This is a genomic window from Aeromonas sp. QDB20 (genome assembly GCF_027707805.1).
Taxonomy (GTDB): Bacteria; Pseudomonadota; Gammaproteobacteria; order Enterobacterales; family Aeromonadaceae; genus Aeromonas; species Aeromonas dhakensis.
This window is the reverse complement of the sequence record NZ_JAPCJC010000008.1, coordinates 61,198-87,938: the sequence shown is the minus strand read 5'-3', so window position 1 is coordinate 87,938 and position 26,741 is coordinate 61,198. Positions and strand designations below refer to the sequence as shown.

The 26,741-nt window shown below is 64.0% G+C and carries 22 protein-coding genes; 6 read left to right on the top strand and 16 right to left on the bottom strand.

All coding sequences use genetic code 11. The annotated features are described in order from the left end of the window. The first annotated feature begins 4 nt into the window (after positions 1-4). From PG897_RS12170 to PG897_RS12160, 3 genes are read left to right on the top strand one after another with little or no spacing between them, the layout of a single operon-like run. Positions 5-1,075 carry an ATP-binding SpoIIE family protein phosphatase gene (locus PG897_RS12170; protein WP_043170671.1) on the top strand — a complete coding sequence of 357 codons (1,071 nt, stop codon included), beginning with the start codon at positions 5-7 and terminating at the stop codon, positions 1,073-1,075. After that, positions 1,076-3,736 carry a response regulator gene (locus PG897_RS12165; protein WP_201882109.1) on the top strand — a complete coding sequence of 887 codons (2,661 nt, stop codon included), beginning with the start codon at positions 1,076-1,078 and terminating at the stop codon, positions 3,734-3,736. It abuts the gene before it with no gap. Beyond that, entirely contained in the window at positions 3,675-4,877 is a 1,203-nt protein-coding gene (locus PG897_RS12160; protein WP_019840512.1) for an HD-GYP domain-containing protein, read from the top strand. The genes PG897_RS12165 and PG897_RS12160 overlap by 62 nt, the downstream gene beginning before the upstream one ends. Here PG897_RS12160 and PG897_RS12155 read toward each other — a convergent pair. Further along, entirely contained in the window at positions 4,874-5,548 is a 675-nt protein-coding gene (locus tag PG897_RS12155; protein WP_201882110.1) for an adenine nucleotide alpha hydrolase, read from the bottom strand. The genes PG897_RS12160 and PG897_RS12155 overlap by 4 nt on opposite strands. 232 nt (positions 5,549-5,780) lie before the next feature. Here PG897_RS12155 and PG897_RS12150 point away from each other — a divergent pair, with 232 nt between their 5' ends. From PG897_RS12150 to PG897_RS12140, 3 genes are all read left to right on the top strand, one after another. After that, positions 5,781-7,097: an MFS transporter gene (locus PG897_RS12150; RefSeq protein WP_010635359.1), complete on the top strand. Its 1,317-nt coding sequence runs from the start codon at positions 5,781-5,783 to the stop codon at positions 7,095-7,097. A gap of 135 nt (positions 7,098-7,232) precedes the next feature. Then, complete coding sequence (locus tag PG897_RS12145; protein WP_201882111.1) at positions 7,233-7,949, top strand: MarC family NAAT transporter; 717 nt, start codon at positions 7,233-7,235, stop codon at positions 7,947-7,949. Positions 7,950-8,109: 160 nt separating this feature from the next. Further along, positions 8,110-8,313 (top strand): hypothetical protein, encoded by a 204-nt coding sequence (locus tag PG897_RS12140; RefSeq protein ID WP_005308127.1) that lies wholly within the window; start codon positions 8,110-8,112, stop codon positions 8,311-8,313. Between the two features lie 120 nt (positions 8,314-8,433). Here PG897_RS12140 and tldD read toward each other — a convergent pair whose 3' ends face one another. The 15 genes from tldD to PG897_RS12065 form a co-directional block, all read right to left on the bottom strand. After that, a complete protein-coding gene (tldD, locus tag PG897_RS12135; protein WP_201882112.1) occupies positions 8,434-9,882 on the bottom strand; it encodes a metalloprotease TldD in 1,449 nt (482 codons plus the stop codon). A gap of 150 nt (positions 9,883-10,032) precedes the next feature. After that, positions 10,033-10,854 carry a carbon-nitrogen hydrolase family protein gene (locus PG897_RS12130; protein ID WP_201882114.1) on the bottom strand — a complete coding sequence of 274 codons (822 nt, stop codon included), beginning with the start codon at positions 10,852-10,854 and terminating at the stop codon, positions 10,033-10,035. A gap of 19 nt (positions 10,855-10,873) precedes the next feature. Beyond that, positions 10,874-11,461, bottom strand: a complete 588-nt coding sequence (locus PG897_RS12125; RefSeq protein WP_201882116.1) for a nucleotidyltransferase domain-containing protein — start codon at positions 11,459-11,461, stop codon at positions 10,874-10,876. Further along, positions 11,458-11,790: a Dabb family protein gene (locus PG897_RS12120; protein WP_201882118.1), complete on the bottom strand. Its 333-nt coding sequence runs from the start codon at positions 11,788-11,790 to the stop codon at positions 11,458-11,460. Before PG897_RS12120 ends, PG897_RS12125 begins: the two co-directional genes overlap by 4 nt. Positions 11,791-11,824: 34 nt before the next feature. Then, positions 11,825-15,727: a YhdP family protein gene (locus PG897_RS12115; protein WP_201882120.1), complete on the bottom strand. Its 3,903-nt coding sequence runs from the start codon at positions 15,725-15,727 to the stop codon at positions 11,825-11,827. Further along, a complete protein-coding gene (gene rng / locus PG897_RS12110; protein ID WP_005308119.1) occupies positions 15,728-17,197 on the bottom strand; it encodes a ribonuclease G in 1,470 nt (489 codons plus the stop codon). 193 nt (positions 17,198-17,390) lie between these two features. Next, positions 17,391-17,978, bottom strand: a complete 588-nt coding sequence (locus PG897_RS12105) for a Maf family protein (RefSeq protein ID WP_010635366.1) — start codon at positions 17,976-17,978, stop codon at positions 17,391-17,393. Positions 17,979-18,029: 51 nt separating this feature from the next. Next, positions 18,030-18,515, bottom strand: coding sequence for a rod shape-determining protein MreD (gene mreD, locus PG897_RS12100; RefSeq protein WP_005308115.1), 486 nt, complete (start codon positions 18,513-18,515; stop codon positions 18,030-18,032). Next, a complete protein-coding gene (gene mreC, locus PG897_RS12095) occupies positions 18,515-19,408 on the bottom strand; it encodes a rod shape-determining protein MreC (RefSeq protein ID WP_005308113.1) in 894 nt (297 codons plus the stop codon). Before mreC ends, mreD begins: the two co-directional genes overlap by 1 nt. Positions 19,409-19,450: 42 nt before the next feature. After that, positions 19,451-20,491, bottom strand: a complete 1,041-nt coding sequence (locus PG897_RS12090; protein ID WP_005308111.1) for a rod shape-determining protein — start codon at positions 20,489-20,491, stop codon at positions 19,451-19,453. Between the two features lie 204 nt (positions 20,492-20,695). Next, positions 20,696-24,337 carry a DUF6701 domain-containing protein gene (locus PG897_RS12085; RefSeq protein WP_270829044.1) on the bottom strand — a complete coding sequence of 1,214 codons (3,642 nt, stop codon included), beginning with the start codon at positions 24,335-24,337 and terminating at the stop codon, positions 20,696-20,698. Further along, complete coding sequence (locus PG897_RS12080) at positions 24,337-24,807, bottom strand: hypothetical protein (protein ID WP_017764675.1); 471 nt, start codon at positions 24,805-24,807, stop codon at positions 24,337-24,339. Before PG897_RS12080 ends, PG897_RS12085 begins: the two co-directional genes overlap by 1 nt. Continuing rightward, complete coding sequence (locus PG897_RS12075; protein WP_201882122.1) at positions 24,797-25,627, bottom strand: PilW family protein; 831 nt, start codon at positions 25,625-25,627, stop codon at positions 24,797-24,799. The genes PG897_RS12080 and PG897_RS12075 overlap by 11 nt, the downstream gene beginning before the upstream one ends. Further along, positions 25,627-26,250 (bottom strand): type IV pilus modification PilV family protein, encoded by a 624-nt coding sequence (locus PG897_RS12070; protein WP_201882124.1) that lies wholly within the window; start codon positions 26,248-26,250, stop codon positions 25,627-25,629. The genes PG897_RS12075 and PG897_RS12070 overlap by 1 nt, the downstream gene beginning before the upstream one ends. Further along, positions 26,237-26,734 (bottom strand): prepilin-type N-terminal cleavage/methylation domain-containing protein, encoded by a 498-nt coding sequence (locus PG897_RS12065; protein ID WP_201885229.1) that lies wholly within the window; start codon positions 26,732-26,734, stop codon positions 26,237-26,239. The genes PG897_RS12070 and PG897_RS12065 overlap by 14 nt, the downstream gene beginning before the upstream one ends. Positions 26,735-26,741: the final 7 nt, after the last annotated feature.

The following is a 26,741-nucleotide window of genomic DNA, read 5'->3' as shown; positions in this document are numbered from 1 at the left end:
CACCATGGAGCAGGAGCTGAGCACCCAGCAGGCCCGCTACCCATTGCGTCACGACATCGATCTGCACCTGACGGTGATGGCGGTGCGTCGCCTCCCCTTCATCGCCGACCTCTCCGAGGTGGATCGCACCATGCTCTCCACCGTGGTCTCCGAGCTTGGCAGCAACATCCTGAAGTATGCCGAACGGGGGGAGATCACCCTCACCCTCCACCATCCCAGAGGGCGCCCCTGCATCGACATCATCGCCCGCGATCAGGGCCCCGGCATCCCCGACATACATCAAGCCATGCAAGAGCACTACAGCACCTCGGGTACCCTGGGGCTGGGTCTGCCCGGCGTGCAGCGCATGATGTCTGAACTCACCATCAGCACCCCGCCGGAGGGGGGTACCCTGGTACAGGCCCGCAAGTGGCTGGGTGCGGCCCCCGTGGAGCCAAGGCCGGTTTCTCCCCTCTCGTGCACGGGGCAGCAGCATGCCGGCCTTGGCCTGGCATGGGCCAGCGAGAACCGCCCCTGCTACCCGGAGCGGGTCTCCGGCGATCTGGCGTTCATCCGGCCGGGGCCCGAGGGGGTGTCGCTGGTCCTGATCGACGTGAGCGGTCACGGCGCCTCTGCCAACCAGCTGGTACAGATATTGGAGGCGACGTTGCAGCAGACCCGTGAACAGGAACCCGCCCGTCTGCTGCAACTGCTGCACCAGCGCTGCATCGGTACCCGGGGCGCCGCCGCCGGCGTGGCGCTGGTCAACGGCGAGCGGGGTGAACTGAGCTATGCCGGCATCGGCAATACTCGCATCTGTCTGCGCGGTCACGACCCCTGGCGCGGCATCTCCCGCGACGGGGTGCTGGGAGAGCGTTTCCCCACCCCCCTGCTGCAGCGCCAGCCCCTCGTCGCCGGAGACGTGGTGATGCTCTACTCGGACGGCATCAGCGAATCCCTCAACCTGCGCGACGGCGCACTGGATCTTGCCGCCGAGCCCGCCACGCTGGCCCACCAGGTCATCGCCCACAGCGGCCGCAGCACCGACGATGCCAGCTGCATCGTGTTGCGCGTGCTGCCGGCAGAGGAGAAGTAGATGCGGCAACTGATCGGTGAAACCCTGTTGTCCGGCCCTGCGGCGGCCCTCACCGCCCGGCGCAAGGTGATCCAGGTGCTCACCTGCCTCGACAAATCGCCGACCTTCGTTGCCCCGCTGGCAGGGGCAACCTCAGAGCTGGTGCGCCAGCTGATGACGACCTCGGATCCACTGCAACTGCAGCTGTGGCTGGAACCAGAGGCGCAGGAGCTATGGCTCACCCTCACGGCCGATGTCCCGCTCTCCCCCGCCCCTGCCGACATGCATCCGGGCAGCATCCGGCTGGAGGTGCACGCCGACAATCTCCTCGCCCTGGTCTGCCGGTTGCCGCACTGGCCAGATGCCGGGCGGCAACAACAGATGCAGCAGCAGTTCGCCGAACCGACTCGGGAAGAGCTGTTTGCAGTGATGCAGGCCAAGAACCAGGAGCTGGAGCAGGCCTATGAACTGGCGGAGAGCGCGACCCGGGCCAAAAGCGAATTTCTCGCCAACATGAGCCACGAGATCCGCACCCCCATGAACGCCATCCTCGGCATGTCCCACCTCGCCCTGCAGACCCGGCTCGATCCGCAGCAGCTCGACTATGTCAGCAAGATCCAGCGTGCCGCGCAGCACCTGCTCGGCATCATCAACGACATCCTGGATTTCTCGAAGATCGAGGCGGGCAAGCTGGATCTGGAACGGATCGAGTTCGATCTCGACCACGTGCTGGAAAACCTCGCCACCCTGGTGGGTGAAAAGGCAGAAGCCAAGGGCATAGAGCTGTTGTTCGAGGTCGACCACCAGCTCGACACCCTGCTCTATGGCGATCCCCTGCGTCTCGGCCAGATCCTCATCAACTACGCCAACAACGCGGTCAAGTTCACCGAGCAGGGAGAGATCCTGGTCAAGGTCCGCTGTCTGGAGAAGCTGCCGCAGGAGGTGCTGCTGCACTGCTCGGTGCAGGATACCGGGATCGGCATGAGCCAGGAGCAGCAGCAGCGGCTGTTCCAGTCCTTCCAGCAGGCGGACAGCTCCACCACCCGCAAGTACGGCGGCACCGGGCTTGGCCTTGCCATTTGCCGCAAGCTGGCGGGCCTGATGGGGGGCGAGGTGGGCGTGCAGAGCGAGCCGGGCCAGGGCAGCACCTTCTGGTTCACCGCCAGGCTCGGCCGCGGCAGGCGCAGATCCCGCTATCTGCCGAGCCTGGATCTACGCGGCCGCCGCATGCTGGTGGCCGACGACAGCGCCAGTGCCCGTACCATACTGGCCGCCCTGCTGCGCGGCATGAGCTTTGTGGTGGACACTGCAGAGTCCGGCCAACAAGCCCTGCAGATGATCGCGGATGCCGAGCAGCAGGGAACCCCCTATGAGGTGGTGCTGCTGGACTGGCGCATGCCGGGACTGGACGGCATCGAGACGGGGCGTCGTCTCATCGCCCGAGGTGCGGGCCGGCGCCCCTACCGGGTCATGGTGACCGGCTACGGGCGCGAGGAGATCTTTCGCGAGGCCGATGCTGCCGGTTTTGATCGGGTACTGGTCAAGCCGGTCTGCGCCTCCGTGCTGTTCGATACCGTCATCGGCCTGTTCGGGCAACAGGCCGCGACCCTCTCCTTCAAGCATCAGGCGACCCATCACTATCGCTTCGACGGTCTGCGGATCCTGCTGGCGGAAGACAACGAGCTCAATCAACAGGTGGCGCTGGAGCTGCTGCAGGCGGTCGGCGCCAAAGTGAGCGTGGCCAGCAATGGTGCCATCGCCCTGGATATGGCGACCAAGGCCCTCTACGACCTGATCCTGATGGACATGCAAATGCCGGTGATGGATGGGCTGGCCGCCACCCGGCAACTGCGCCAGCAGGAGGGAACCGGGCAACACATTCCGATCCTGGCGATGACCGCCAACGTCATGGCCGGCGATCGCGAGCGCTGCCTCGCCGCCGGCATGGACGATCACATCGCCAAGCCTATCGATCCCGACAAGCTCTATGACGCCCTGCAACGCTGGGCAACCTCCTTCAGCCGCGAGGTCGGGGCCAGATTCAAAACGTCGCAACCGCCCCCGGCATCGTCGTTGCTGCCACAGCTGTGCGAGCTCGGGCTCAATGCCGAGCGGGCCTTGCAGCGGCTGATGAACAACTGGGGCTGGTATCAGGATCTGCTGCTGCGCTTCGCCCAGCAGGGTACGCAACCCATGGCAAGCCTGCTGACCGCTTTGCAGGCAGACGAACGGGAAGAGGCACACCGGCATGCCCATACCCTCAAGGGAATAGCGGCCACCCTGGGCGCCGAATCATTGCAGGAGATCGCGGCCACACTGGAAAACGCCATCACCCGGGGCGACGAGGCTGCCGCTCTGCTGCCACTGGTAGAACAGGGGCTGCAACTGCAAGCACAACTGGCGCAGGGGCTGCTGCAGTTGCTGCCAGACGAAGTACCCGAGCAGCCAGAACAGGAGAAGATCGATACCGCTCCCCTGCTGAACCGGCTCACCGGGCTGCTGCTGGAGGATGATGCCGAAGCCTTCACCCTGTTTCAGCGCCATCAGGCCCGGCTCACTCCCCTGCTGGGGGAGAGAGCGCCAGCCATCGGTGAGGCCATGAGCCGTTTTCGTTTCGACGATGCACTGGCTCATCTGCAACAAGTCCGGGCCCTCAGACCCGATCTGTTCAACCAAGAGTGAGGGCACCATCATGCTCAACTTGCTGGATCCAGATACCAAACCCACCCTGCTGGTGGTCGACGACACGCCGGAGAACCTCTCCCTGCTCAGCGCCCTGCTCAGCCCCCACTATCGGGTCAAGATAGCCATCAGCGGCCAGCGGGCGCTGGAGATCCTATCGACCGGCCCCCGGGTGGACTTGATCCTGCTCGACGTGGTGATGCCCCAGATGGATGGCTACCAGGTGATGCAGGCACTGCAGGAGATGCCGCAGGCGCGGGAGATCCCGGTGATCTTCCTGACCGCCCAGGTGGAGGAGAGCGCGGAGGCGCACGGCCTGGCACTCGGGGCCGTCGACTACATCCACAAGCCGATCTCCCCCGCCATCGTGCTGGCCAGGGTCAGAAACCACCTGGAGCTGAAAACAGCGCGGGATCTGCTGCACGATCAGAACGCCTATCTGGAGCAGGAGGTGGAGCGGCGCACCCGGGAGAACGAGCTGATCCAGAACATCACCATCCACTCACTCGCCTCGCTGGCCGAAACCCGCGACAACGAGACCGGCAACCACATATTGCGTACCCAGCACTATGTGCGGCTGCTGGCGGAGACCCTCTGCGATCACCCCCGCTTCCATGCCGAGCTGACCCCCAAGACCATAGATCTGCTGTTCAAGTCGGCCCCCCTGCACGACATCGGCAAGGTCGGCGTACCGGACCGCATCCTGCTCAAACCCGGCAAGCTGGATGAAGAGGAGTTTGCCCAGATGAAGCACCACTCCATCCTCGGCAAGGAGGCCATCGTCCACGCCGAGGAGGCGCTCGGGGTGGAGGTGGAATTCCTGCGGCTGGCCAAGGAGATCGCCTGCTACCACCACGAGAAGTGGGACGGCACCGGTTATCCCTACGGTCTGATCGGCGACGAGATCCCCCTCTCGGCCCGGCTGATGGCGCTGGCCGACGTGTACGACGCCCTCATCAGCAAGCGCTGCTACAAGGCCGCCATGTCCCACCAGGAGGTGGTGCCCATCATACTGGCGGGGCGGGGCAACCACTTCGACCCCGACATCACGGACGCCTTTGCCTCCATCCACCAGCAGTTCCACGAGATCGCCCTGCGCTACAACGACGACAAGGGCGAGCGGGAGGCCAACCGCGACTAGGTGGTGGCGGGCAGCAGATCGGTGAAGACGAAGCCGTCCCGCTCCACCGTCTCGCCGGTCCGGATGGCCAGCGGTTGGCGGAACATGGGGCCATCCCAGGCCAGGGTATGAAACTCGCCGTTCTCGCCGCACGGGTCCACCCCGTCGGGCAGCGCCGCCAGCAAGGCCGCATCAAACTCATGCCCGCCGAGGGTGGCAGGCAGCTTGCGCGGATCCAGGGTGCTGATCCTGGCCCTGAGCCCTGCCGCCATCATCTGGTGCGCCAGCTCGCCTGTCTTGCTGCCCCACAGCGGAAACAACGGCGTGATCCCCGTCCCCGCCAGCTGCCGCTCCCGATAGGCACGCACGTCTTCGAGAAAGAGATCGCCGAACGCCATGTGGCGGATCCCTTGCGCCACCACGTCGGCGATGAAGTCGGTCATGATGCGGGCGTAATCCTCATTGCTGCAGGGCCAGGGCAGGTCGATGGTGGTCAGCGGCAATCCCACGCACTCGGCCTGCGCCAGCAGCAACTGCTTGCGCACCCCGTGCATGGCCACCCGCTCGAACGCCTGGTTGAGGGTGGTGAACAGGCCCACCACCTCGATGGCAGGATCCTGCCGCAGTGTGTGCAGCGCCCAGGCGCTGTCCTTGCCGCTGCTCCAGGAGAGCAGCACCTTGGTCTTCGTCATGATATCTCCAGCAATCCGGTGGCCGGGCACTGGCGGCCAGCCGGCGCACCTTGGTTGTCATTCGCCCCAGGCGCGTTGCCCGCCCTCGCCTTGCCGCACCAAAAAGCTGCAAGACAGTGTTGCGAATTGTGCGATTTACAGGTCGGGATGCAAAAGCATACCCTCGGTAGTGAGCGTGTCCCCTGCAAGGATGGGGAACAATAACTAAAAAGACGATGGGAAACATAAGGATATGACGACAGTCACGCAAGCTTACGACCACAGCCGTCCCCTCAACCGACAGGACTACAAGACCCTGAGCCTGGCGGCGCTGGGCGGTGCCCTCGAATTTTACGACTTCATCATCTTCGTCTTCTTCGCCGTGGTGATCGGCGAGCTCTTCTTCCCCGCCGACATTCCCGAGTGGCTGCGCCAGTTCCAGACCTTCGGCATCTTCGCCGCTGGCTATCTGGCTCGTCCGCTGGGCGGCATCATCATGGCTCACTTTGGCGATCTCATCGGCCGCAAGCGGATGTTCACCCTGAGCATCATCATGATGGCGCTGCCCACCCTGCTGATCGGCCTGCTGCCCACCTACGCCGTGCTCGGCATCGCCGCCCCCCTGCTGTTGCTGCTGCTGCGGATCCTGCAAGGGGCCGCCATCGGGGGTGAAGTGCCCGGCGCCTGGGTGTTCGTCGCGGAGCACGTACCCGCCCGCCGGATCGGGGTCGCCTGCGGCACCCTCACCGCGGGATTGACGGCCGGCATCCTGCTCGGCTCCCTGGTGGCCACCGCCATCAACCGCGGCATGAGCCCGAGCGAGGTGAGCGACTGGGGCTGGCGTCTGGCCTTCGTGCTTGGCGGGGTGTTCGGCATCGTCGCCATGTACCTGCGCCGCTGGCTGCACGAGACCCCGGTCTTTGCCGAGATGCAGGCCAACAAGGCGCTGGCGGAAGAGCTGCCACTCAAGACGGTGCTGCGCAGCCACAAGGGCAGCGTCGTGATTTCCATGCTGCTCACCTGGCTGCTCTCCGCCGGCATAGTGGTGGTGATCCTGATGACCCCCACCTACCTGCAGAAGGTGCACGGCATCAGCCCGGCCGATGCACTGACCGCCAACTCGCTGGCCATCCTGGCCCTGACGCTGGGTTGCATCGTCTATGGCCGGCTCATCGATGCCCTCGGCAGCGGCCCCACCTTCATGCTGGGTTCATTGCTGCTGGCTGGCGCCAGCTACGCCTTCTATCACGGGCTGGCGAGTGACACCAGCCAGCTGGTGCCGCTCTATGTCCTGGCCGGTTTTGCGGTAGGGATCGTCGGCGCCGTGCCCTACGTCATGGTCAACGCCTTCCCGGCGGTGGTGCGCTTTTCCGGGCTGTCGTTCTCCTACAACGTGGCCTACGCCATCTTCGGCGGCCTCACCCCCATGCTGGTGACCCTGTGGATGAAGAGCGACATGCTGGCCCCCTCCCACTATGTGGTCAGCCTGTCGGTGCTGGGCTTTGCCATCGGCCTGTGGCTCTGGCTGCAGCAGCGCAGTCAGCGCCAGAGCGCGCCGCAGGCCGCCTGAATCCTCCTGAGCCCCGCCCAGTGCGGGGCTTTTTTCATACCGCCTGTGTTCAGGTCGGCCGACATAAGATAGCCTCCCTCTCGGGCCCCTCGACGGCCCGGGACTACTCCGCCCCCCAGTCATTCGAGGTTCATGATGTTCTTTCAGGTCGTATTTCTCGCCTTGCTGGCGCTGCTGCCCATGGTCAACCCGCCCACCACGGCCACCCTGCTGCTGGGGCTGAGCAAGGGGATGTCGCGCGAACACGTGCGCCGCCAGATCAACCTGGCCGCCATCTATCTGTTTGCCACCCTCTGTGTCAGCTTCTTCATCGGCTCCTCCATCCTGGATCTGTTCGGGATCTCCATTCCCGGCCTGCGCCTGGCCGGCGGTCTCATCATTGCCTTCATCGGCTTTCGCATGCTGTTCCCGGCCCCCAGCCAGGCGGACGGAGTCGACATCAACCAGAGCATCGCCTTCGTGCCGCTCACCATGCCCAGCATGTGCGGGCCGGGTACCATGGCGCTGGTGATCAGCGGCGCCGCCCAGATCGCCGAGCTGCCGGACGAATACAACCGCTTCACCATCTATGCCGCCATGGTCACCGCCTTCGCCCTGATGAGCCTGCTCAGCTGGGGCGTGCTCAAGCTGGCGGATCCGGTCTGCAAGATCCTGGGCGCCACCGGCATCGACGCCATGACCCGGATCATGGGCTTCTTGCTGGTCTGCATGGGTATGCAGTTCTGCATCAACGGCATCAAGGAGGTGGCGCAGGATCCGGTGTTCCACAGTGCGCCGGCGGTACAAATGGCACCCGCGTTGCCACACGTATCCGGCACCCTTGATCAATTGCAGGATCCGCGCCAGCCCTGACTGAAAACGGTGTCATAAATGCGCAAAAATCGGCTCTGATCTTGCGCCTGATCATGTTGCTGACACACAAATGAGTTAGTTTGTTTTTTATACAGATTCGATTCAGAGTGTGCTTGGTAGGTTTGTGGATGGACACCCACTCACTTCAGGAGATGTGCAAATGGAAAAGATGCTGACCGAGATTGGAAGCTACAGCCTGTTTCATGAATATCTGAACGTGGTCGGTGCCGCCAGCCCCGCTCTGACCCGGATCAAGAGCCGGTGGGAGTACAAACAGAGCGATCGTCTGGTTGCCCAGATCAGGGTCGACCAACAAGGCAACGCGCGCTTCTTCATCGACGCCCGCGCCATTTCAGTCAACTGACCGAGCTTCGCATCTGCAGCCCCGGCCCTTGCCGGGGCTTTTTGTTTCCCATGACCCCTGATAGCAAAACCCCGGCACCTGGCCGGGGTTTGACGATCACGGGAGTACCGCTCACTGCCCTTACTGGGTGCCGCCCACGGTGAGCTGATCCAGCTTGAGGGTGGGCTGGCCGACACCGACCGGCACACTCTGCCCCTCCTTGCCACAGACCCCGACCCCGCGATCCAGCGCGAGATCCTTGCCCACCATGGAAACCTGGCTCATCGCCTCGGGGCCGTTGCCGATCAGGGTCGCCCCCTTGATGGGCGCGGTGATCTTGCCATCCTCGATGAGGTAGGCCTCGGAGGCGGAGAAGACGAACTTGCCGGAGGTGATATCCACCTGACCGCCGCCGAAGTTGGGGGCGTAAATGCCCTTCTTCACCGAGGCGATGATCTCGGCCGGATCGTACTGACCCGCCAGCATGTAGGTGTTGGTCATACGCGGCATCGGCAGGGCGGCGTAGGATTCGCGGCGCCCGTTGCCGGTGAGCGGCACGCCCATTAGACGGGCGTTCTGCTTGTCCTGCAGATAGCCCTTGAGAATGCCGTTCTCGATCAGCACGTTGTAGCCGCCCGGTGTCCCCTCGTCGTCGATGGAGACGGAGCCGCGCCGACCCGGCAGGGTGCCGTCATCGACGATGGTGCAGTGTTTGGAGGCCACCTGCTCACCGATGCGGCCGGCAAAGGCAGAGGAACCCTTGCGGTTGAAATCCCCCTCCAGACCGTGGCCCACCGCCTCGTGCAGCAGCACGCCGGGCCAGCCGGCACCGAGCACCACCGGCATGGTGCCGGCCGGCGCATCGATGGCATCGAGGTTGACCAGCGCCTGGCGCACCGCCTCGCGCACATAGCCAAACGCCCGGCTCTCCAGCCCGTCCAGTTCGAGGAAATAGTCGTAGCCGAAGCGGCCACCGCCACCGGCACTGCCGCGTTCGCGACGCTCGCCCTTTTCGGCGATGACGGTCACCGAGAGGCGCACCAGGGGGCGCACGTCGGCGGCCAGGGTGCCATCGGTGGCGGCCACCAGCACCTCTTCATAGACACCGCTGATGGAGGCCATCACCTGATTGATGGCGGGATCCAGGCTTCTGGCGAACTTGTCCATCTGCTCCAGCAGGGCGATCTTCTGCTGCTTGTCGAGGGTCTGCAGCGGATCCAGCGCCGGGTAGAGCAGGTTTGCCGAGGTTCTGGCCCACGCCTTCACCTTGCCCTGCGTACCGGCGGCCGCGATGCCACGGGCGGCGGTCACCGACTGTTGCAGCGCTAGCAGGCTCAGCTCGTCCGAGTAGGCGAAGCCGGTCTTCTCGCCGCTGACGGCGCGTACCCCCACCCCCTGATCGATGTTGTAGCTGCCATCCTTGACGATGCCGTCCTCCAGCATCCAGGACTCGTGCCAGCTGCGCTGGAAATAGAGGTCGCCGAACTCCACCTGATGGCTCATCAGGCTGCCGAGCAGCTGCTGCAGGCGCCCTTCGTCGAGATCGTTCGGGGCCAACAGGGAAGCACTAACCTGGCTCAATAGACTCAATCTTTCTCTCCACTCTCGATGCGAGATGTCGTAACGGTTAAATCCCCGACCCTGGGTTCGCTTGGCGAAACGTCAGTGGACGTCCAACCCACCATCGGGTTTGCAAGCGTCCGACTCCCCCACCACAGGGCGAATCGAACCTGCACATGTTCATAGCAGACGGGCATGACCCAGCACCGGCATGGTGCGTTGCAGTTCGTCCATAAGACCAGTATCCAGCGGCGCCAGCACGGTGCCGCGCCCGCTGTCCAGGCTGGCCAGCACCCTGCCCCAGGGGTCGATCACCATGCTGTGGCCCCAGGTCTGGCGCCCCGTCTCGTGGGTGCCGCCCTGATTGGCGGCCACCACGTAGCACTGGTTCTCGATGGCGCGGGCCCGCAGCAGGGGCTCCCAGTGCGCCTCGCCGGTCACGGCGGTGAAGGCGGCAGGCACCAGCAGCACGCGGGCGCCGGCGCGGGCCAGCCGGCGGTACAGCTCGGGAAAGCGCAGATCATAACAGATAGAGAGGCCGAGGGGACCAAACGGGGAGTCCACCAGCACAGGCTCCTCGCCGGGGCTGAAGGTCTCCGACTCCCGATAGCGGCCGTGATTGTCCGCCACGTCCACGTCGAACAGGTGGATCTTGTGGTAGTGGCCCTTGCGCTCGCCGCTGGGGTCGAACACCAGGGTACTGGTGTGGATATGGTCGGAACCGGCGATGGTGGTCGGCATGGCCCCCGCCACCAGCCAGATACCGTAGTCACGGGCCCATTCGGCCAGCTGCTGCTGGATCGGCGCTGCTCCGCCCAGATCTGAACCTATGGTCTCGGCCCCGTCCAGATAGCCCTGCCGCTCGCCAAACAGGGCGAAATTCTCCGGCAGCAGCACCAGCAGCGGCCGCTCCTTGGGCAACAGGGCCAGCTCGGCGGCGATCTGCTCCCGGTTATCCTGCCAGTGACGGCCTGATACCAGCTGTATTGCGGCTAACCACATGGTTCTCTCCTTGTCCACGTTACTCGCGATCCACAATATTCGGGTCTTTATCCATCTCTGCCAACAGTTTACGCAGATGATGCCTGACTAATCCCCGTTCGCCCCGTTCCGCCCATTTGAGGCAGTCGAACAGCTCCCACACCAGACCATCACCGTCTCCCATGTAGGCAGGGAAATCCCAATGGCTGGGAGCAGGCCCCGCGACCTCCAGTGCCGATAGCGAATGGGCTTTATCAAAAAGAGGCAAGTAAGGCTTGGCAAGCGGAAAACCGGCATCGCGATCAAGGATATGGATCTCGATGCTGGACATATCCAGGAAGATATAACGCCAGTAGGAACAGACATCTTCATGTCTTCCTTGCCAGCAGTGGAACACCGCACGTTCGCCCACGATGGAACGTACCAGTTCTTCCCCATGCTGATGAAAGCCCGGTTCGGCCAGCAGCAATACATCGACATCGGATACCCGGTCAGCCGTGCCCTTGGCAAGCGAGCCAACCACCACCCCGGCAGCAATGGCGGGATGGGCTTTGCCATGTTCCACCACTGCCTGCAGCAGTGCGAACTGAAGCGGCGGAATCTTGGCCCAACGAGCCTCGTCCATCATGACTGCGACCCTAGCGTGACCGCATCGCCGGCCTGCAAGGTGTAATCCAGCACTATGATACGTTCCAGCACCGGGCGGAAGATGGCCTTGAGGACATAGTGATCCGGGTGGGGCAGATAACGCTGGCGGGCCGCCTCGTCGGCAAAGGTCATCAGCACGCTGTGGGTGAAGCCCTCGGCCCGCCCCTCCGGGCTGTCGTCCCGCCCCCACTCCACCGCCAGCACGCCGCTGACCTGATGGGGAATGGCGAGAAAGGCGGCGCGCACCGCGTCTGTCTGCTCGGGCAGGGTGCCCGGCTTGAAGGCGATCAGCAGGATATGTCGGATCATGACTCACTCCTTGTGATGGTGCCGGGCCGTCCGCTCAGCGCTGGGCGGGGCCGGCGTGCTTGGGGCTGAGCAGGAAGGGGGTCACCTCCTGCGCCGGCAGGTTGGGGGCCACGGCGTCGACCGCCTCCTTCTGCTGCTGGTTGAGCTTGATGCGGGCCCGGTTGCGCCCCGCCTCGATCAGTTTGGGATCATCGAGCGGGCCTGAGACCCGAAAATCGATGCGGGTGACCACGTCCACCACCGGCTCCAGCAGTTTGGAGAGGGCCAGCACGTAGAGGCCGGTGATGGGGGTCAGCGAGAAGGCCGCCACCACCGGCAGGGTGCCGCCCAGATTCGGCGAGAAGCTCAGCTCGTAGTCGAGCCGCCAGCGTACCAGATCGGCGATTCCCTCGCCGCGCAGGTTGCCGGCCGCCCCCTTCATGTAGAAGTCGTCGTTCTCCACCACCCCCTGCTTGATCCTGGCGGAGGCCGACATGGACTCGAAGTAGAAGCCCTTGTCGAACACGTCGCGAAAATCGAGGCGCAGCTTGCGCAGCAATGAGTCGAGGCTGAGCAGGGAGAGTAGTCGTGCCCCCTTGTCATTGACCTCGCGCAGGGTGCCCCCTTCCAGCTGGTAGTCGACCTTGCCGGCTAGGGTCGGCACGTTGGGCCGGTAGGGCACATCGCGCCAGCTCAAGTCCAGCGCCATCTTGCCGGGCGCATCGCCGATGGGCGAGGTGTAGCCGAGCCGCTTGAGCAGCAGCTCGCTGTTGTTGCTGCTGATGTGGGCGCGGGCACGGGTCTGCATGCCGTCCGCCCCGGCCAGCCACTCGGCGCTGCCGCTCAGCTGACTGCCCGCCAGCCGCATCTCCAGCCCCTTGAGGCTCAGCTTGTCGGCCCCCGGGACAAGTTCCCCTTTCACCTCCCCCAGCGGCAATTCACCGAAGCGGCAATCCACGCAGCTGAAGGTGAGCCAGGGGATGGCATCCATGATGGCCTTGTCCTGTCTGGCATCGGGATCCGGGCTCAGATCCGAACTCTTGCCGGACCAGTAGATGCGGGCGAACTTGGCATCGATGGGCTGGCGATCGGAGACCGGCAGGCGCACCACCCCCATCACGTCCGGGCTGTCGATCATCACCTCGGTGGCCTGATTGACCGGTCCCACGGTGAAGTGCACCGCCTTGAGGTTGGCGCTGCCGATGTCGGCACGGGCCAGCTGGCCGTCCACCCACCACTCCTGCGGCAAGAAAGAGGGACCCACCACCGCATTGCCGCTCGGCGCCGTGCCGGCTGGCAGCCACTGCTTGAGACGGGCCAGCCAGCCGGCCACGTCGGCCTGCTGCTGGTTGATGGCGAGCAGCATGGGCCGGTCGCGCAGCACCCGGGCACCGGGCTGACCCACGTCCACCCGCACCCGGCTGAGGTAGGGCACGCCGTCGCCGTACACCAGCCGGCTCTGCATGTCGACGTCGGCCCCCAGCACGGCGCGGATGTCGGCACTGCCGTCGCGGCCGCGGGCGGTCACCTTGAGCGGCAGCCGGCTGTCGGCCGCCTTGGCGAGCGGTGCAGGCAGATCCAGTCCCATGCCCTGCAGGTTGGAGTCGAGCGCCAGCTGGAAGCTGAACGGCTGATCGTTTGGCAGGGTCAGCCCCAGGCTGCCGGCCCAGTTGCTGCGCCCCTTGAGGATGGCCAGCGCCGGGATGTCCTGACGCTGGCGACGGCTGTCCCACTGCCCCTTGAACTTGAGATCGACCTGATAGCGATTGGGCTGCTGGCGGCCCTGATAGTCGAGGGTGAGCGGCTGGTTCCACAGGCTCGCCTTGAGGTTGCTGAAACGGGTCTGCTCGTTGTCATACTCGAGCCGCCCCTGCACCTGCTCCAGCGGCAGATCCAGGCTGGTGATCCGCACCTTGTTGTTGCTGAACAGGGCATCGCCGCTGGCCTTGACCTCGCTCTCGCCATCCAGCGGAATATCCAGCTTGACCGAGCCCTTCATGGGGCCGCGGATCTCCACCTCCCGCAGCGCCTGACCGACCGAGCCGCCGAGCGGCGAGTCCTGCAGGTAGTCGCTGATGGCCTTGCCCTCGCCCTCCACCTTGGCATCCACGTAGAGGTGGGCCCCCGGGTAGAGATCCGGGATCCAGGCATGCACCGAGTCGGAGCTGGCCTTGCCGAGCCGGGTGGCGCGGCTGTTCATGTCGAGGCTGGCGTTCTGGAACAGCAGATCGATCTGCAGGTCGGTAAGCGGTTGCCAACCGGGGAAGAATTCGTAGGAGGCCTGCTTGAGCGGCACCGCCACCTGGAAGATGCCCTCGCCCTTGCTATAGGGGAAGTCGCGGAACTCGCCATACCAGAGCAGGTCAGCCCCCTTGGCCTTGCCCCCCTTGATGGCCCCGCTCAGGTAGTCCACCAGACTCTTGTCCATCACCTGCAGCGGATAGTAACGGTCGGCGTTGGCCGCATTTTTGACGTCGATGCTGCCGGTCAGGGCGAGGAAGGGGTGTTCGAACAGCTCGAGCCGAAAGCGGCTGGCGAGGCTCAAATCCGGGTTGTCCAGCACCAGATCCTGGCCATAGAGCACCCAGCCCTGCGGTACCTGCCACCAGTCGAGCCGCGCCGAGAAGCGATCGACGGGGATCGGCTCCTTGAAGTGGCGGGCCGGATCTATGGCATCGTTTGCCAGTTGCAGCCGGGCGCTGCCGCCGGTCGGGGTGAGCCAGAACTCACCGTTGAGGTCGCGCACGCCGGGCACGTCGCGCCAGGCGTTGACCCTGATGTGGGAGAGCTGGCCGCTGACGGAGAGCCCCTGCCAGCCGGCATCCGCCTGCAGGATCAGATCCTCTATCTTGCCGGTCGGGCGGGTGCGTTTGAGGGTCTCGGTCAGCTCGGGATAGATCCCCGATACCAGCTGGCTCAGGTTGGCGATCTGGTCCAGATCGATGGCCGGCACATAACCCTGGATGCGATCGCCGACTCGCTCGAGCTGCAACCGGCTGTGCAGCCAGGGCTTGCCGTCGAGCTTGAAGGTGACGTCGTGGCTGGCAAACTGCCACTCCTTGCCGTCCCGGCGCAGCTGGATCTTGCCCCCCTGCAGCCCGAGCCGGTGCAGGTCACCCTGTTTTTTTTCATCCTGCCATATCAGGTAGTTGTCGCCAAACGCCAGCAGCGAATCCCCCAGCTGACCGGCCTTGAACTCGCTCCAGAGCTGGAAGTCGAGCTGGCCGCTCACCTTGGGCTCCCCTGCATGGGTGCGCGCCAGCATGGGGCTGATATCGAGCTGACGGGCCCCCAGATAGAGCTGGCCCTTGAGCCGGTCGAGCCGCACCTGGGGGGCATCCACATCGACGATGAGATCGAGGGTGCTCTCGCCCACCCCGTTGATGAGGTAAGCCTTGCCGACCCCCTGGTGGCGCTTGCCGCGGTTCTGCCAGCGCAGCTGGGCGATGTCGAGGGCCCGCACCTCCCCCAGCGCCGTGGTGAGGCTGAGGCGGGTGTCGTGAATATCGAAGGTGGAGAGCTGGGTCAGCAGAAAGCGCAGCAACGCCTGTTGCTGGTCGCTGCCGTCGCCGGTTTCCGGCTCCGCAGGCTGACTCAAATCCAGCGCTATGTCGCCATCGCTCAGGATCAGCTGGCCGAATACCGGCTTGAGTTCGTTGAGGGAGCGCCAGAAGTCGAGGTGGGCCCACACCTTGCCAAGGCGCAGGGCGAAGCGGCCCGAATTCGGCGCGATCACCAGCTGCTGCAGCTCGAGGGCCGGGCCGCGCTGGGTCCAGTCCAGCCCGATGCGATCGACGCTGGCCTCCAGCTTGCTGTCGGCCAGCAGGGTATCGAGCAGCGCCTGTCTGTGCTGATTGAGCAAGGGGCCGCCAACGCGCACCAGACTGACCAGGATGGCCAGCAGCACGAAGAAGACCCCGAGGGCCAACCAGCCCCGACTCAGCCAGCGATAGACCAATTACATCATCACCACGTCGAACTGCTCCTGCCCGCAGAGGGGCTCGCTCACCACCCTGACCTGCTTGCCGATGAACACTTCCAGTTCGGCCAGGCTGTGGGACTCCTCGCCCCGCAGATAGTCGGCCACCGCCGGGGCGGCATAGACGGTGAACTGATCCGCGTCGTAGGCCCGGTTGACCCGGATGATCTCCCGCAGGATCTCGAAGCAGACCGACTCCACCGTCTTGACCCGGCCGCGCCCCTTGCACTCGGGGCACTCGGAGCAGAGCACATGCTCCAGGCTCTCGCGGGTACGCTTGCGGGTCATCTCCACCAGGCCGAGCTGGGAGAAGCCGTTGACGTTGGTCTTGGCTCTGTCCTTCGACAGCGCCTGCTCCAGGCTGTGCAAGACCCGGCGGCGGTGATCCTCGGACTGCATGTCGATGAAGTCGATGATGATGATGCCGCCGAGGTTGCGCAGGCGCAGGTGGCGGGCGATGGCCGCCGTCGCCTCGACGTTGGTGTTGAAGATGGTCTCTTCCAGGTTGCGATGGCCGACGAAGGCCCCGGTGTTGATGTCCACCGTGGTCATGGCCTCGGTCTGGTCGATGATGAGGTAGCCGCCGGATTTGAGCTCCACCTTGCGCTCCAGTGCGCGCTGGATCTCGTTCTCCACGTCGTAGAGATCGAAGATGGGGGATTCGCCGGAGTAGTACTCCAGCTTGCCGGCCAGCTCAGGCACGTACTCCTCGGTGAAGCGCTTGAGCTGATCGAAGCTCTGGCGCGAGTCCACCCGGATCTTGTCGAGCTCGGCACCGACGAAGTCGCGCACCACCCGAAAGGCCAGGCTGGGATCCTCGTAGAGGATCTTGCAGGGGGGGTACTTCTGCTTGCGCTCCAGGATCTTGCGCCACAGGCGTTTGAGGAAGGCGGCATCCTGCTCCAGCTCCTGCTCGCCCACCCCTTCGGCGGCGGTGCGGATGATGTAGCCACCCAGCTCGTCCACATAGCCGGCCACGGTGCGCTTGAGGCGCTCGCGCTCCGCCTCGGATTCGATGCGCTGGGAAACGCCGACGTGGGCGCTGCCCGGCATGAACACCAGATAGCGGGACGGCAAGGTGATGTCGGTGGTGAGGCGGGCCCCCTTGGTGCCTAGCGGATCTTTCACCACCTGCACCATGATGTCCTGCCCCTGGCGCACCAGCTCGGCGATGTTGCCGGCCTGGAACTGCTCCTTCTCCTTCACCGCCACGCACTCGGTGTGGGGGACGATGTCGGAGGCGTGCAGGAAGGCGGCCTTGTCCATGCCGATGTCGACGAAGGCCGCCTGCATGCCGGGCAGCACCCGGCTGATCTTGCCCTTGTAGATGTTGCCGACGATGCCGCGCTTGGCCTGACGCTCCACGTGCACTTCCTGCAGCAGACCGTTTTCGACCAGGGCGACCCGGGTTTCGGAGGGGGTGACGTTTACCAGCAGTTCTACCGACATAAGTTACCTTGCCTTTCTAGTTTTAAATTCTGGCAGCCAAACCGGCGCGCAACCGGTGAGTAACGCAGTAAGAAACAGCCGGCGGTTGTCACCGACCTATGCCTTGCCTGTGATGGCTTCAAATTCTGGCCGCCCTGTTCGAATGCCATGCCGGCCAGCGAGGCGGGCGGCGCTGACCACGGCGGCGACGGGATTAGCGAACCTGTTCCAGATGATGCTTGATCAGCAGATCCGTTTCCAGCAGGGGCAGGCCGACCACGGCGCTGTAGCTCCCCTCGATGCGGCTGACGAACTTGCCGGCGATGCCCTGGATAGCATAGGCGCCGGCCTTGTCGCACGGCTCACCGGTACGCCAGTAAGCCTCGATCTCGGCCTCGTCCAGCTTGCGAAAGGCCACGTTGGTGGTGACCAGTCGCACGTCGCAGCGCTCCGGGGTGGCCAGCGCCACCGCCGTCATGACCTGATGCACCTTGCCGGAGAGCGCCTCCAGCATGTCTTTGGCATCGAGCAGATCGGAGGGCTTCTCCAGCACCCGGTCACCCAGCACCACTATGGTGTCGGCCCCCAGTACCGGCAGCGCCGTGGGCGCGGCGGCCACGCCGGCCATCGCCTTGTCGCGGGCCAGCCGACACACGTAATCCTGGGGCTTTTCACCCTCTTCCCGCTGTTCCGGCACATCCAGCTTGAGGACTTCGAAACGGTAACCCAGCTGGGTCAGCAGTTCGTGGCGGCGGGGTGAGCCCGAGGCGAGATAGAGTTGCAGTTCGTTGTGCTTGTTCATAATCGCTTGATGAGATGAGGTACGGTTACAATTAGTTGTTTTTACTCACATTCACTTGATATTGAAGCGCCGGCGCACCTTGCGCAAGACCAAGAAAACCCAGGGCCATATTAGCATGGTACTCAGGGTCGACCAGAAGTAGGCGAAATTGAGGCTGGCCCGGCTGAACAGGTGCTCGGCCCAGAAGATGGTCACCTTGCCCACCAGCGAGAGGCAGCCGATGATCAGCGCCTGTTGCCAGAGGGAGAAGTTACGGATCTTCTGGAACTGGAACGCCGCCAGGTAGGTGGTGATGGCCATCGCCATGGCCCGCACGCCGAGGGTGCTGCCGAGCAGCACGTCCAGCAGCAGGCCAGCCACCCAGGCGGTGCCGACGTTGGTCCGGTGCGGCAACGCCAGTGCCCAGTAGATGAGCACCATGGCGAGCCAGTCAGGCCGGAAGGGTTCGAGTTGGAAAGGAAGCGGCAGGATCGACAGGCTCAAGGCCAGCAGGATCGAGATCCAGATCCAGATCCTGCCGCTGGCGGGTTGTAACATCAGCGCGTCGCTCCCGCAGCAGAAGGCGCCGGCGCGGTAGCCGGGGCCTCTTCATCGTCATGCACTTCCGGTTTCTTGTCGGTCCACAGCAGCAGCAGATAGCGCAGGCGGTCCAGCGCTACCAGCGGTTTGGCCTCGACCTGGGCGAAGGGCTTGCCCTCCACGTAGTCGGAGCGGGTCACGGTCGCCACCGGATACCCTTCCGGGAAGCGGCCGCCGAGGCCCGAGGTGACCAGCAGATCACCGACTTGCACGTCGGTGTTGCGCGGCAGGTTGCGCAGCTCCAGCTTGTCGAGCTCGCCGCTGCCGGAGGCAATGGCACGCAAGTCGTTGCGCAGCACCCGCACCGGGATGCCGTGGCTGGAGTCGGTGATGAGCAGGACGCGGCTGGTGGTGGAACCCACGTGCAGCACCTGACCTATCACCCCCTGATCGTTGATCACCGGCTGGCCGTTGTAGACACCGTCCAGCGCCCCCTTGTTGATCAGCACCTGATGGCTGAAGGGGTCGGAATCCACCGACAGCAGCTCGGCCACCATCTTGCGGGACTCCTTGTGCACCGGCGAACCGAGCAGCTCGCGCAGACGCTGGTTCTCGTGCTCCAGATGATCCATCTTGAGCAGGCGCGAGCGCAGGGTGAACAGCTGTTGTTCCTGCTGCTTGGTCTGCTCGATGAGGCCGGCCCGGGTCTGCACCTGAGTCGACATGGTGTCGAGCAGGGTGCCTGGCGCATTGGCCATGTATTGCAGCGGGCTGACGAGTGAGCTGAGGTAGACGCGGACGTGGCTGAACACACCGAAGCGAGAGTCCGCTACGATGGCAGCAATGGAGATGATGACGGCGAGAAACAACCGTAACTGAAGCGAAGGGCCTCTACCAAAAATGGGTTTCATGGGTCGTCAAAAAAGAGCCGGCACGCTGGCCGGCTTTGGGTCTTATTCGTAGTGGAACAGATCGCCACCGTGCATATCGATCAGCTCCAGCGCCTTGCCGCCGCCACGGGCCACGCAAGTCAGCGGATCTTCGGCCACCACCACAGGGATGCCGGTCTCTTCCATCAGCAGACGGTCGATATCTTTGAGCAGGGCACCACCACCGGTCAGCACCATGCCGCGCTCGGAGATGTCGGAAGCCAGCTCGGGCGGAGACTGCTCCAGCGCTACCATCACGGCGGAGACGATGCCGGACAGCGGCTCTTGCAGCGCTTCCAGGATCTCGTTGGAATTCAGGGTGAAGCTGCGCGGCACACCTTCGGCCAGGTTGCGACCACGGACTTCGATCTCGCGCACCTCTTCGCCCGGATAGGCGGAGCCGATCTCGTGCTTGATGCGCTCGGCGGTGGCTTCCCCGATCAGGCTGCCGTAGTTGCGGCGCACGTAGCTGATGATGGCTTCGTCGAACTTGTCGCCGCCGATGCGGACGGACTGGGAGTAAACCACACCGTTCAGGGAGATGATGGCCACTTCGGTGGTACCACCACCGATGTCCACCACCATGGAGCCGGTCGCTTCGGAGACCGGCAGGCCGGCACCGATGGCGGCAGCCATGGGTTCATCGATCAGGTAAACCTCGCGGGCGCCGGCGCCCAGAGCGGATTCCTTGATGGCACGACGTTCCACCTGGGTGGAGCCGCACGGTACGCACACCAGCACACGCGGGCTGGGGCGAAAATAGTTGTTGTCGTGAACCTGCTTGATGAAGTGCTGCAGCATCTTCTCGGTCACGTAGAAGTCGGCGATCACGCCGTCTTTCATCGGGCGAATGGCGGAGATGTTACCCGGGGTACGACCCAGCATCTGCTTGGCGGCATGACCGACAGCAGCGACCGATTTGGCGTTCCCGCGCTCTTGGCGAATGGCGACAACTGAGGGTTCGTTAAGGACGATCCCTTGATCTTTTACATAGATCAGGGTGTTGGCAGTTCCCAAGTCGATCGACAGATCGTTGGAAAAGACGCCTCTGAGCTTTTTGAACATGGCTACGGGAAATCCTAAGAATTTGGAGGTGCAGAAAACCGGCTAACTTTACCAATGCCCACCCCAATCGGCAAGCGCTCAAACTGTCGCCAGCCCATCGGGCGCGACAAAAATGCGAGTCATCACTCACCCGCACAAGCCGGCAAACGCTAATAAACAAGGGGATAGGGGGTCGGCGGCCAGCCAGCGCCCCCGCAGCCCCGCTCAATGCATCACTTCGCGCCGATAAATAATTCTGTCATTACCGCGACTTGAGCCGAAAATGGCCTCCCCCTGCAGGGTCTGGGGATCCGACAGCCAGAGTGGTTGTGTCGGCTGTTTCGCTAGCTCCACCCGGTAGGGAATGCGCACCGCCATCTCGGGTTTGCCAAACTGCAGCAGGATCTCGCCATCTTTGGCCACCGCCGCCATGCCGCCCGGTGGCGAGCTGCCCAGCCCCAGTTTTATCTTGCGATTGCCCCCTATGTTGAGCTCGCTGTTGGCAGTATCGAGGCTCTGGCCTGCGCCCGAGAAGCTGAAGCCCTGATTGGCCAGCGACAGCAGGGTGCATTGATCCAGCCTGTTTTGCTGCCAGCCACCGGCCTCGTAATACTGCATCTGCTGCGCCACGGCCAAGGCGGCCGATGCCACCCCGGTCTCGGTCTTCGCCAGCAGCCGGCCGAAATAGACCTGCATCGGCACTGTGTCGATCAGGCGGGCGTTGCAACTGCCACCACTGCAGTCACCCATCACCCCATCGTTGAAATTGGGCATGGCGATCAGGCTTCTGTCGCCATCGTTATCCCGCATGTAGAGGCCAAACAGCAGCGACTTGTAGGGGCCATCCGGCTGGGAGTCTGACACGCGAACAAACTCGCTGCTGCCGGTAAAGGCGGCTCGTCCATCGAGCCACGGCAGCGGCTGCAGGCTGCGCAGGCGGCTCGACAAGGTCTTGCCATCCTTGTTGTTGGCCGCAGTGATAAACGCACTGCCCTTGGCGAAATCCCCCGTGTAATTCGACGTCTGGGCACCGGCCAGGTTGCGGGCGCGCACATCCAGCGCAACCCCGAAGGGCTGCCCCATATATGTGAAGGGATCGCAGGCCGGTACTATGTCGCCGCTCACCAGCTCGAAGTCGGCCGGGATGAAGCGGCCCACCGGCTGGCTCTGGCTCGGCGGGACTGTGGTATTGAAGTAGCCATTGGTCGGCGGGGTCGCCGTCAGCCTGAACACCCCCACCTCGCTGACGCTCTGTTCCATGCTGGTCGTCCCGTTGGCCGCAGCGCCATGGTCATAACTGGTTTTACCCAGACTGGCGGTACTGCCCGGCGTCGGCGCCACCAGGGTATTGCTCAGGGCGATGCCGCTGAGCGAGAAATTGGGGGTTGCGAGATTGCCGGTGCAGATGTCGCCGTCGTTGGCTGACTCCCAGGCCACCGCCTTGATGTCGACCTGAAATGATTCCCCCGCCTTCTTGAAGATCGGGCAGCTGGCATAGTTGCCCGTACATGCTGCCGCTGCGGTCGTGATGCAGAGCCCCACCGGCCGCGCCACAAACGAATCCGAGCCCAGCATCACCAGGCCAGCTTCACTGCCGGTGCCGTCGTAGCGGGCATCCAGCTGAACCTTGCCGGCATCCGGATAGGTGACCGTCATGCTCGACTGCCCCTGGGCATCGAAGCTGAGGGAGAGCGCAGTGGCACTGCCCTGGCTGGTGCCGATCACGCTGTTGTTGACGCTCATTCTGCTGTTGTAGATGTTGCTGGCGGGCGAGACATAGCTGCTCCAGAACTTGATGCTCTTGCTCTGGTTGGCAAACCCCGGTACGCACTGCTTGGTCACGTCGCTCTTCTTGACCGCCTTGATGGCCACCGTCTGCGGCTGGTTCGAGTAGGTGTCGGGCACATCGAAGATGAAGCCGCTGTCGGCAAAGGTGAGGGTGCAGGCGGCGCTGCTCAGCGCCCCGCCACCCGAGCGGCAGAGGGTGGTGCTGAGCGGCTTGGTCGAGGGCGTCGAACCGCTGACCCCCACGGTGACCGCGCCTGCCGTCGTGTTTCTGAGCTGCAATGTTGTGCTGCCACCGCTGAAGTTGACTACGTTGCCCCCGACCCAGCCGCCGCTGGTCGTCGTGGTGGGGAGCAGGGTCGCGCTGACCGGATCGGTGATCAGCACGCTGCAATCCGGGTTGGCACAGGCACGGATGGTGAGGGTTTCCGGGTTGCAGGTCAGCGCATTGCCGCTGTGATCGAACTCGAAGTGATCGATCTGGGTGCCCACCGGGCTGGATCGCAGGGCGCAGATCCGCACGTTGTCAATCTCGTGGTAGTTGGTCACCGAGCCGGTGGAGCCGGTCAGCGACAGCAGGAAATTGGCCGGCACCGCCGCCTGACCGGCCTGGCTCGCCATGTTGAGGGGGCCGATCAGGGAGCTGTAGCCAGCCCCGGTATCCCGCTCCACCGTGGCCAGCGAGCTGCCGGCCACCCGGGAGTCGACCGTGATGCGATAGCGATGGGGCCGGTTGCCGTTGGTGCCGCTGTCGACGGTCGGGCTCAGGTAGCTGCCGGTACCGGCGAGATAGTTGTAGCCTGAGGTGCCAGACCCAGAGCCGCGGATGGAGACCGCCTGCGGCCGCGACCCCAGGTTGGCACTTCCCCCCTCGTTGGCATAGTTGCCGTATTCATCGAGCCCGACCCCGAGCCAGCCGCCGGCAAAGCCGCTGATCCCGGTCTTGTAGCCATAGCCCAGCGGGCCGCCGAAGGCCCCCGGCTGCGGCGTCAGGGTCGAATCGGAGAGCACCACCGCCATACCATCGGCCCCGCTCGTGCCAGAGGTCTTGTAGGCGTATTGATCGAATTCGATCGTCACCAGGTTGCCGGCCCCCGGAAAGAGGCGCTGGAAGGTCGCCGAGGTGGCCTGATCGGTGACGTTCTGGGTGAGCCGCAGACGGCCATTCTGTACCGATGGCAGGGTACTGTTGTTGCGCTGGGCCACCACCCAGCTGTCCGGGTTGATCTGGCCGCTGTCGAAACCGTCGGTAAAGCAGGTCAACGGCGGCGGCACCGAGTAGTCGTTGATGCTGGACTGGGCGTCCATGCTCAGGTAACCGGCCGTCACCCTGCCATAGACGGTGGCGTTGTTGTTCATGGTCAAGCGGCCGTCGGTGTAGAGATAGCCATAAAATGTGGTGGCGTTATCGAGCACCATGTTGCCGTAGTTAACCCAGACAAGGCTCCCCTGACCATTGCTGTTGACGCTGACCGTATTGAGCAGAGTGACGTCCTGATTGACAAAGATCCGGGTTGTGCCGCTACCGGAGAGGCGAATGGTCACGTTGTCGATATTCAACTTGTCGATGAAATAGTCACCGTCCCCCAGTATCAGAGTCGCCTTGTTAAGCAGAGTCAGGGTCTTGATCTGATACGAGCTGCGACTGGGGAAGGTCATGGTGCAGCCGTCCACTTTCATGGTGCGATAGGCAGCGTTGGAGGCAGTTTGAGCGCCTGATGAGCAAGTCAGGTCATTGCTGGCAGCTATGGTCGGGAACTTGTTGTTGCCTGTCAGCGCAAGGCCGCGGATATCGCTGCCGGTGACGGCGCAGACCTTGTAGCCACCCGCTCCGTTATCGCAACGGGGAGTATTGTTCTGATCCGGCCGGATGGAGCAGAAGTTGAGCGGCAACCCGCCGGTACCGTTGATCTTGGCGTTGTTGAGCTGGCTCAGCTGATAGCCGCTGATCTGGTGGCAAACATCGTTGTTGTCGTCATGATGACCCTGCACCACGGCCGGAAAGAAGGTGCCGGTATCGATGGGATCGAAGGCCCAGACCTGGCTAGTGAAGAGGGCCAGCGCCCACAACCATTTCATCATCAGCCTCCGTCATACGCTTCGACCATCAGGGTGCGGCTCACCCTGAAGTCTGGACTGGCACTGGTCAGGTCATTGCGCAAACCGCAGGTGCCGACACTCTCGAGCCGATAGCCGGTGCTCGTCACGTTGTTGTAGCTGGTCGCCAGGGTGCGGCACTGCACCACCGCCTCACAATCCACCAGCCCGGGGTTGCCGGCGAAACTGATCGTCCTGCTGGGCTCGCACTGTGCCGGTGGCTGGGGCTGGGCCGCCGTCCGGTTGGGGAACAGTCGATAGAGCGCCAGCTCCAGCCCGCTCTGGGCCGCCAGCAGGGCGCGCACGCTGCGCACCTCCACCGTGTTCTTCTCGCTGCTGTCGAGCAGAAAACGCCCCATGACCGCCGCCAGCATGGCCATCACCACGATCACGAACAGGGCGATCATCAGGGCACTGCCCCCCATCTTCTTGCTCTGGCGCCGCTCAGGGAACATTGAACACCCCCAGCTTGTGGTTGAAGGTGACCGCTTCCCCCTTGCGCTCGAACACCAGCCGCACACCGAACTCCCCTTCGCTGTTGAAGGCCGTGGCCTCCCGATAGAAAGAGCCGGCCCGCAGGGAGTCGGCCATCAGGATCCCCAGCGGCATGGCCGCGCTTGCACCATTCAGCGCCATGCTGGCGCGGTACATGGACCCCGCCTGCACACAATAGCGTACCTGTTCGCGGGCAAAGTAGACCCGGCTACCAGGGGAGAGGCCGGCCAGACTCTCGGTCGCTGCGTAGCGCAGGGTCTGTGCCCCCGAGACCGGCGCCAGCACTTCGGTGACACTGGCGACGCAGCGCCCGTACTCGCAACCATTGCTGAGCGAAGGCTGGTTGGCATCGGGCAGCGGGAAGACGGCCAGCAGATCCCCCACCGCGACTGCACTGGCATCCGGGCTCAAGGGATCGACGGCCGAGGCGGGGGTGGCCATCACCAATTCGAGGGTGGTTGTGCTGCCGGACACATTCCGGTTGAGGGCGATGTAACGGCTGGAGGTGCTGATGGGCCAGAAGCGCAGGCAGGGGCCGCTGTCGCTCCAGCTGCCGTCCAGGGTCTCGATGCGCTCGGAACCCGGCAACGCATTGCGTACCTCGCGGTTGAGCCGCTCCATGGCAAAGCGGGCATCGCTCATCAGCTGCTCGCGGCTGCTGGCATCCCCGTAGATCTGGCTGCCGATGCCGATGAACTGGCTGGCGAAGGTGGCCATGATCCCCAGCAGCAGGATCACCATCACCAGTTCGATCAGGGTAAAACCGCCCGCCGTCCGCATCAGTAGTTGCCCCGATAGAAGGAGAAGTCGAGCACGCTCTCATCCGGCAGTTTGATCTGCAGATCGATGCGTTTGCCCACCGAACAGGGGGACGCACAGCTCTTGAAGGTGCCATCGCTGAAGTCGACCGGGCTCACCGCAATCCTGACCTGATAGTTGCGATACTCGTCGCTGGCGATGATGCCGCCGCTCTGGGTGTAGAAGCTGGCATCCTGCCAGCTGCCGGCGGTATCGAAATCGTCCACGTCGTTATAGGCATAGGGAGAGGGCTCACCATCGGGGCCATACTGGCTGGTCTGCCAACCAGTAATCGCCGGAGCAGGAGGCTTCTGGGTGCAAGTCACACCAACTGGACAACTGCAATCCCCGTAAAACTGGCCATTGAATGTCTCGCCACAGCGATAACGGCCACCGTTGTGATCCGACTGCTCGTCGAACGACTTTTGCTGGATCTCGCCGGCCAACCGCTGGGCCAGCTGAGCCGCCCGCACCTGCTGCACCGGATCCACCGCGCTGGGGGCCTGGTTGACGAGCAGACCCAGGATGCCGGTCAAGGCCACCGCCAGCAGCACTATGCCGACGATGAGTTCAATCAGGGTAAAACCGCGATCAGGGGCTCTCATGAATGAAGCCCTCCGACTCTATCTTGATGCCGCCCGTCTCCTGGCCATCGCTGACCCGCAAGGTACAGCCCGTGGCACAACTCCCGAGCGGCCTGCCCATCTGATCAAAACGGATCACGAAACTGCTGGCGTTATTGAGGGAGATGCTCATACCGGTGGAAGGGGTGACCAGGCGGCCACGGGTGCGCTGATTGTCGCTCCAGCCGGCCATGGGGCCGGGAACCGGACACGCCGCACCGGCAACCGCCTGCGTGATATGGGCAAAACGGGAAGCCTCCACCACCAGCTGGGTACAGCGGTCGGCGGGTTCATGCATGTTGATGGTCTGCACCAACCGCAGCCGGGTCAGCAGCTCATCACGCAGGGTTTGGGTTTCAACGCCGCCTTTGCCCAGCAATTTGGGCACGGCAAAGGCGGCTAGAATCCCTAGCAACAGGATCACCAGTACCAGTTCAATCAGGGTAAAGCCCTTGGTTGCAGGCATGGGGATT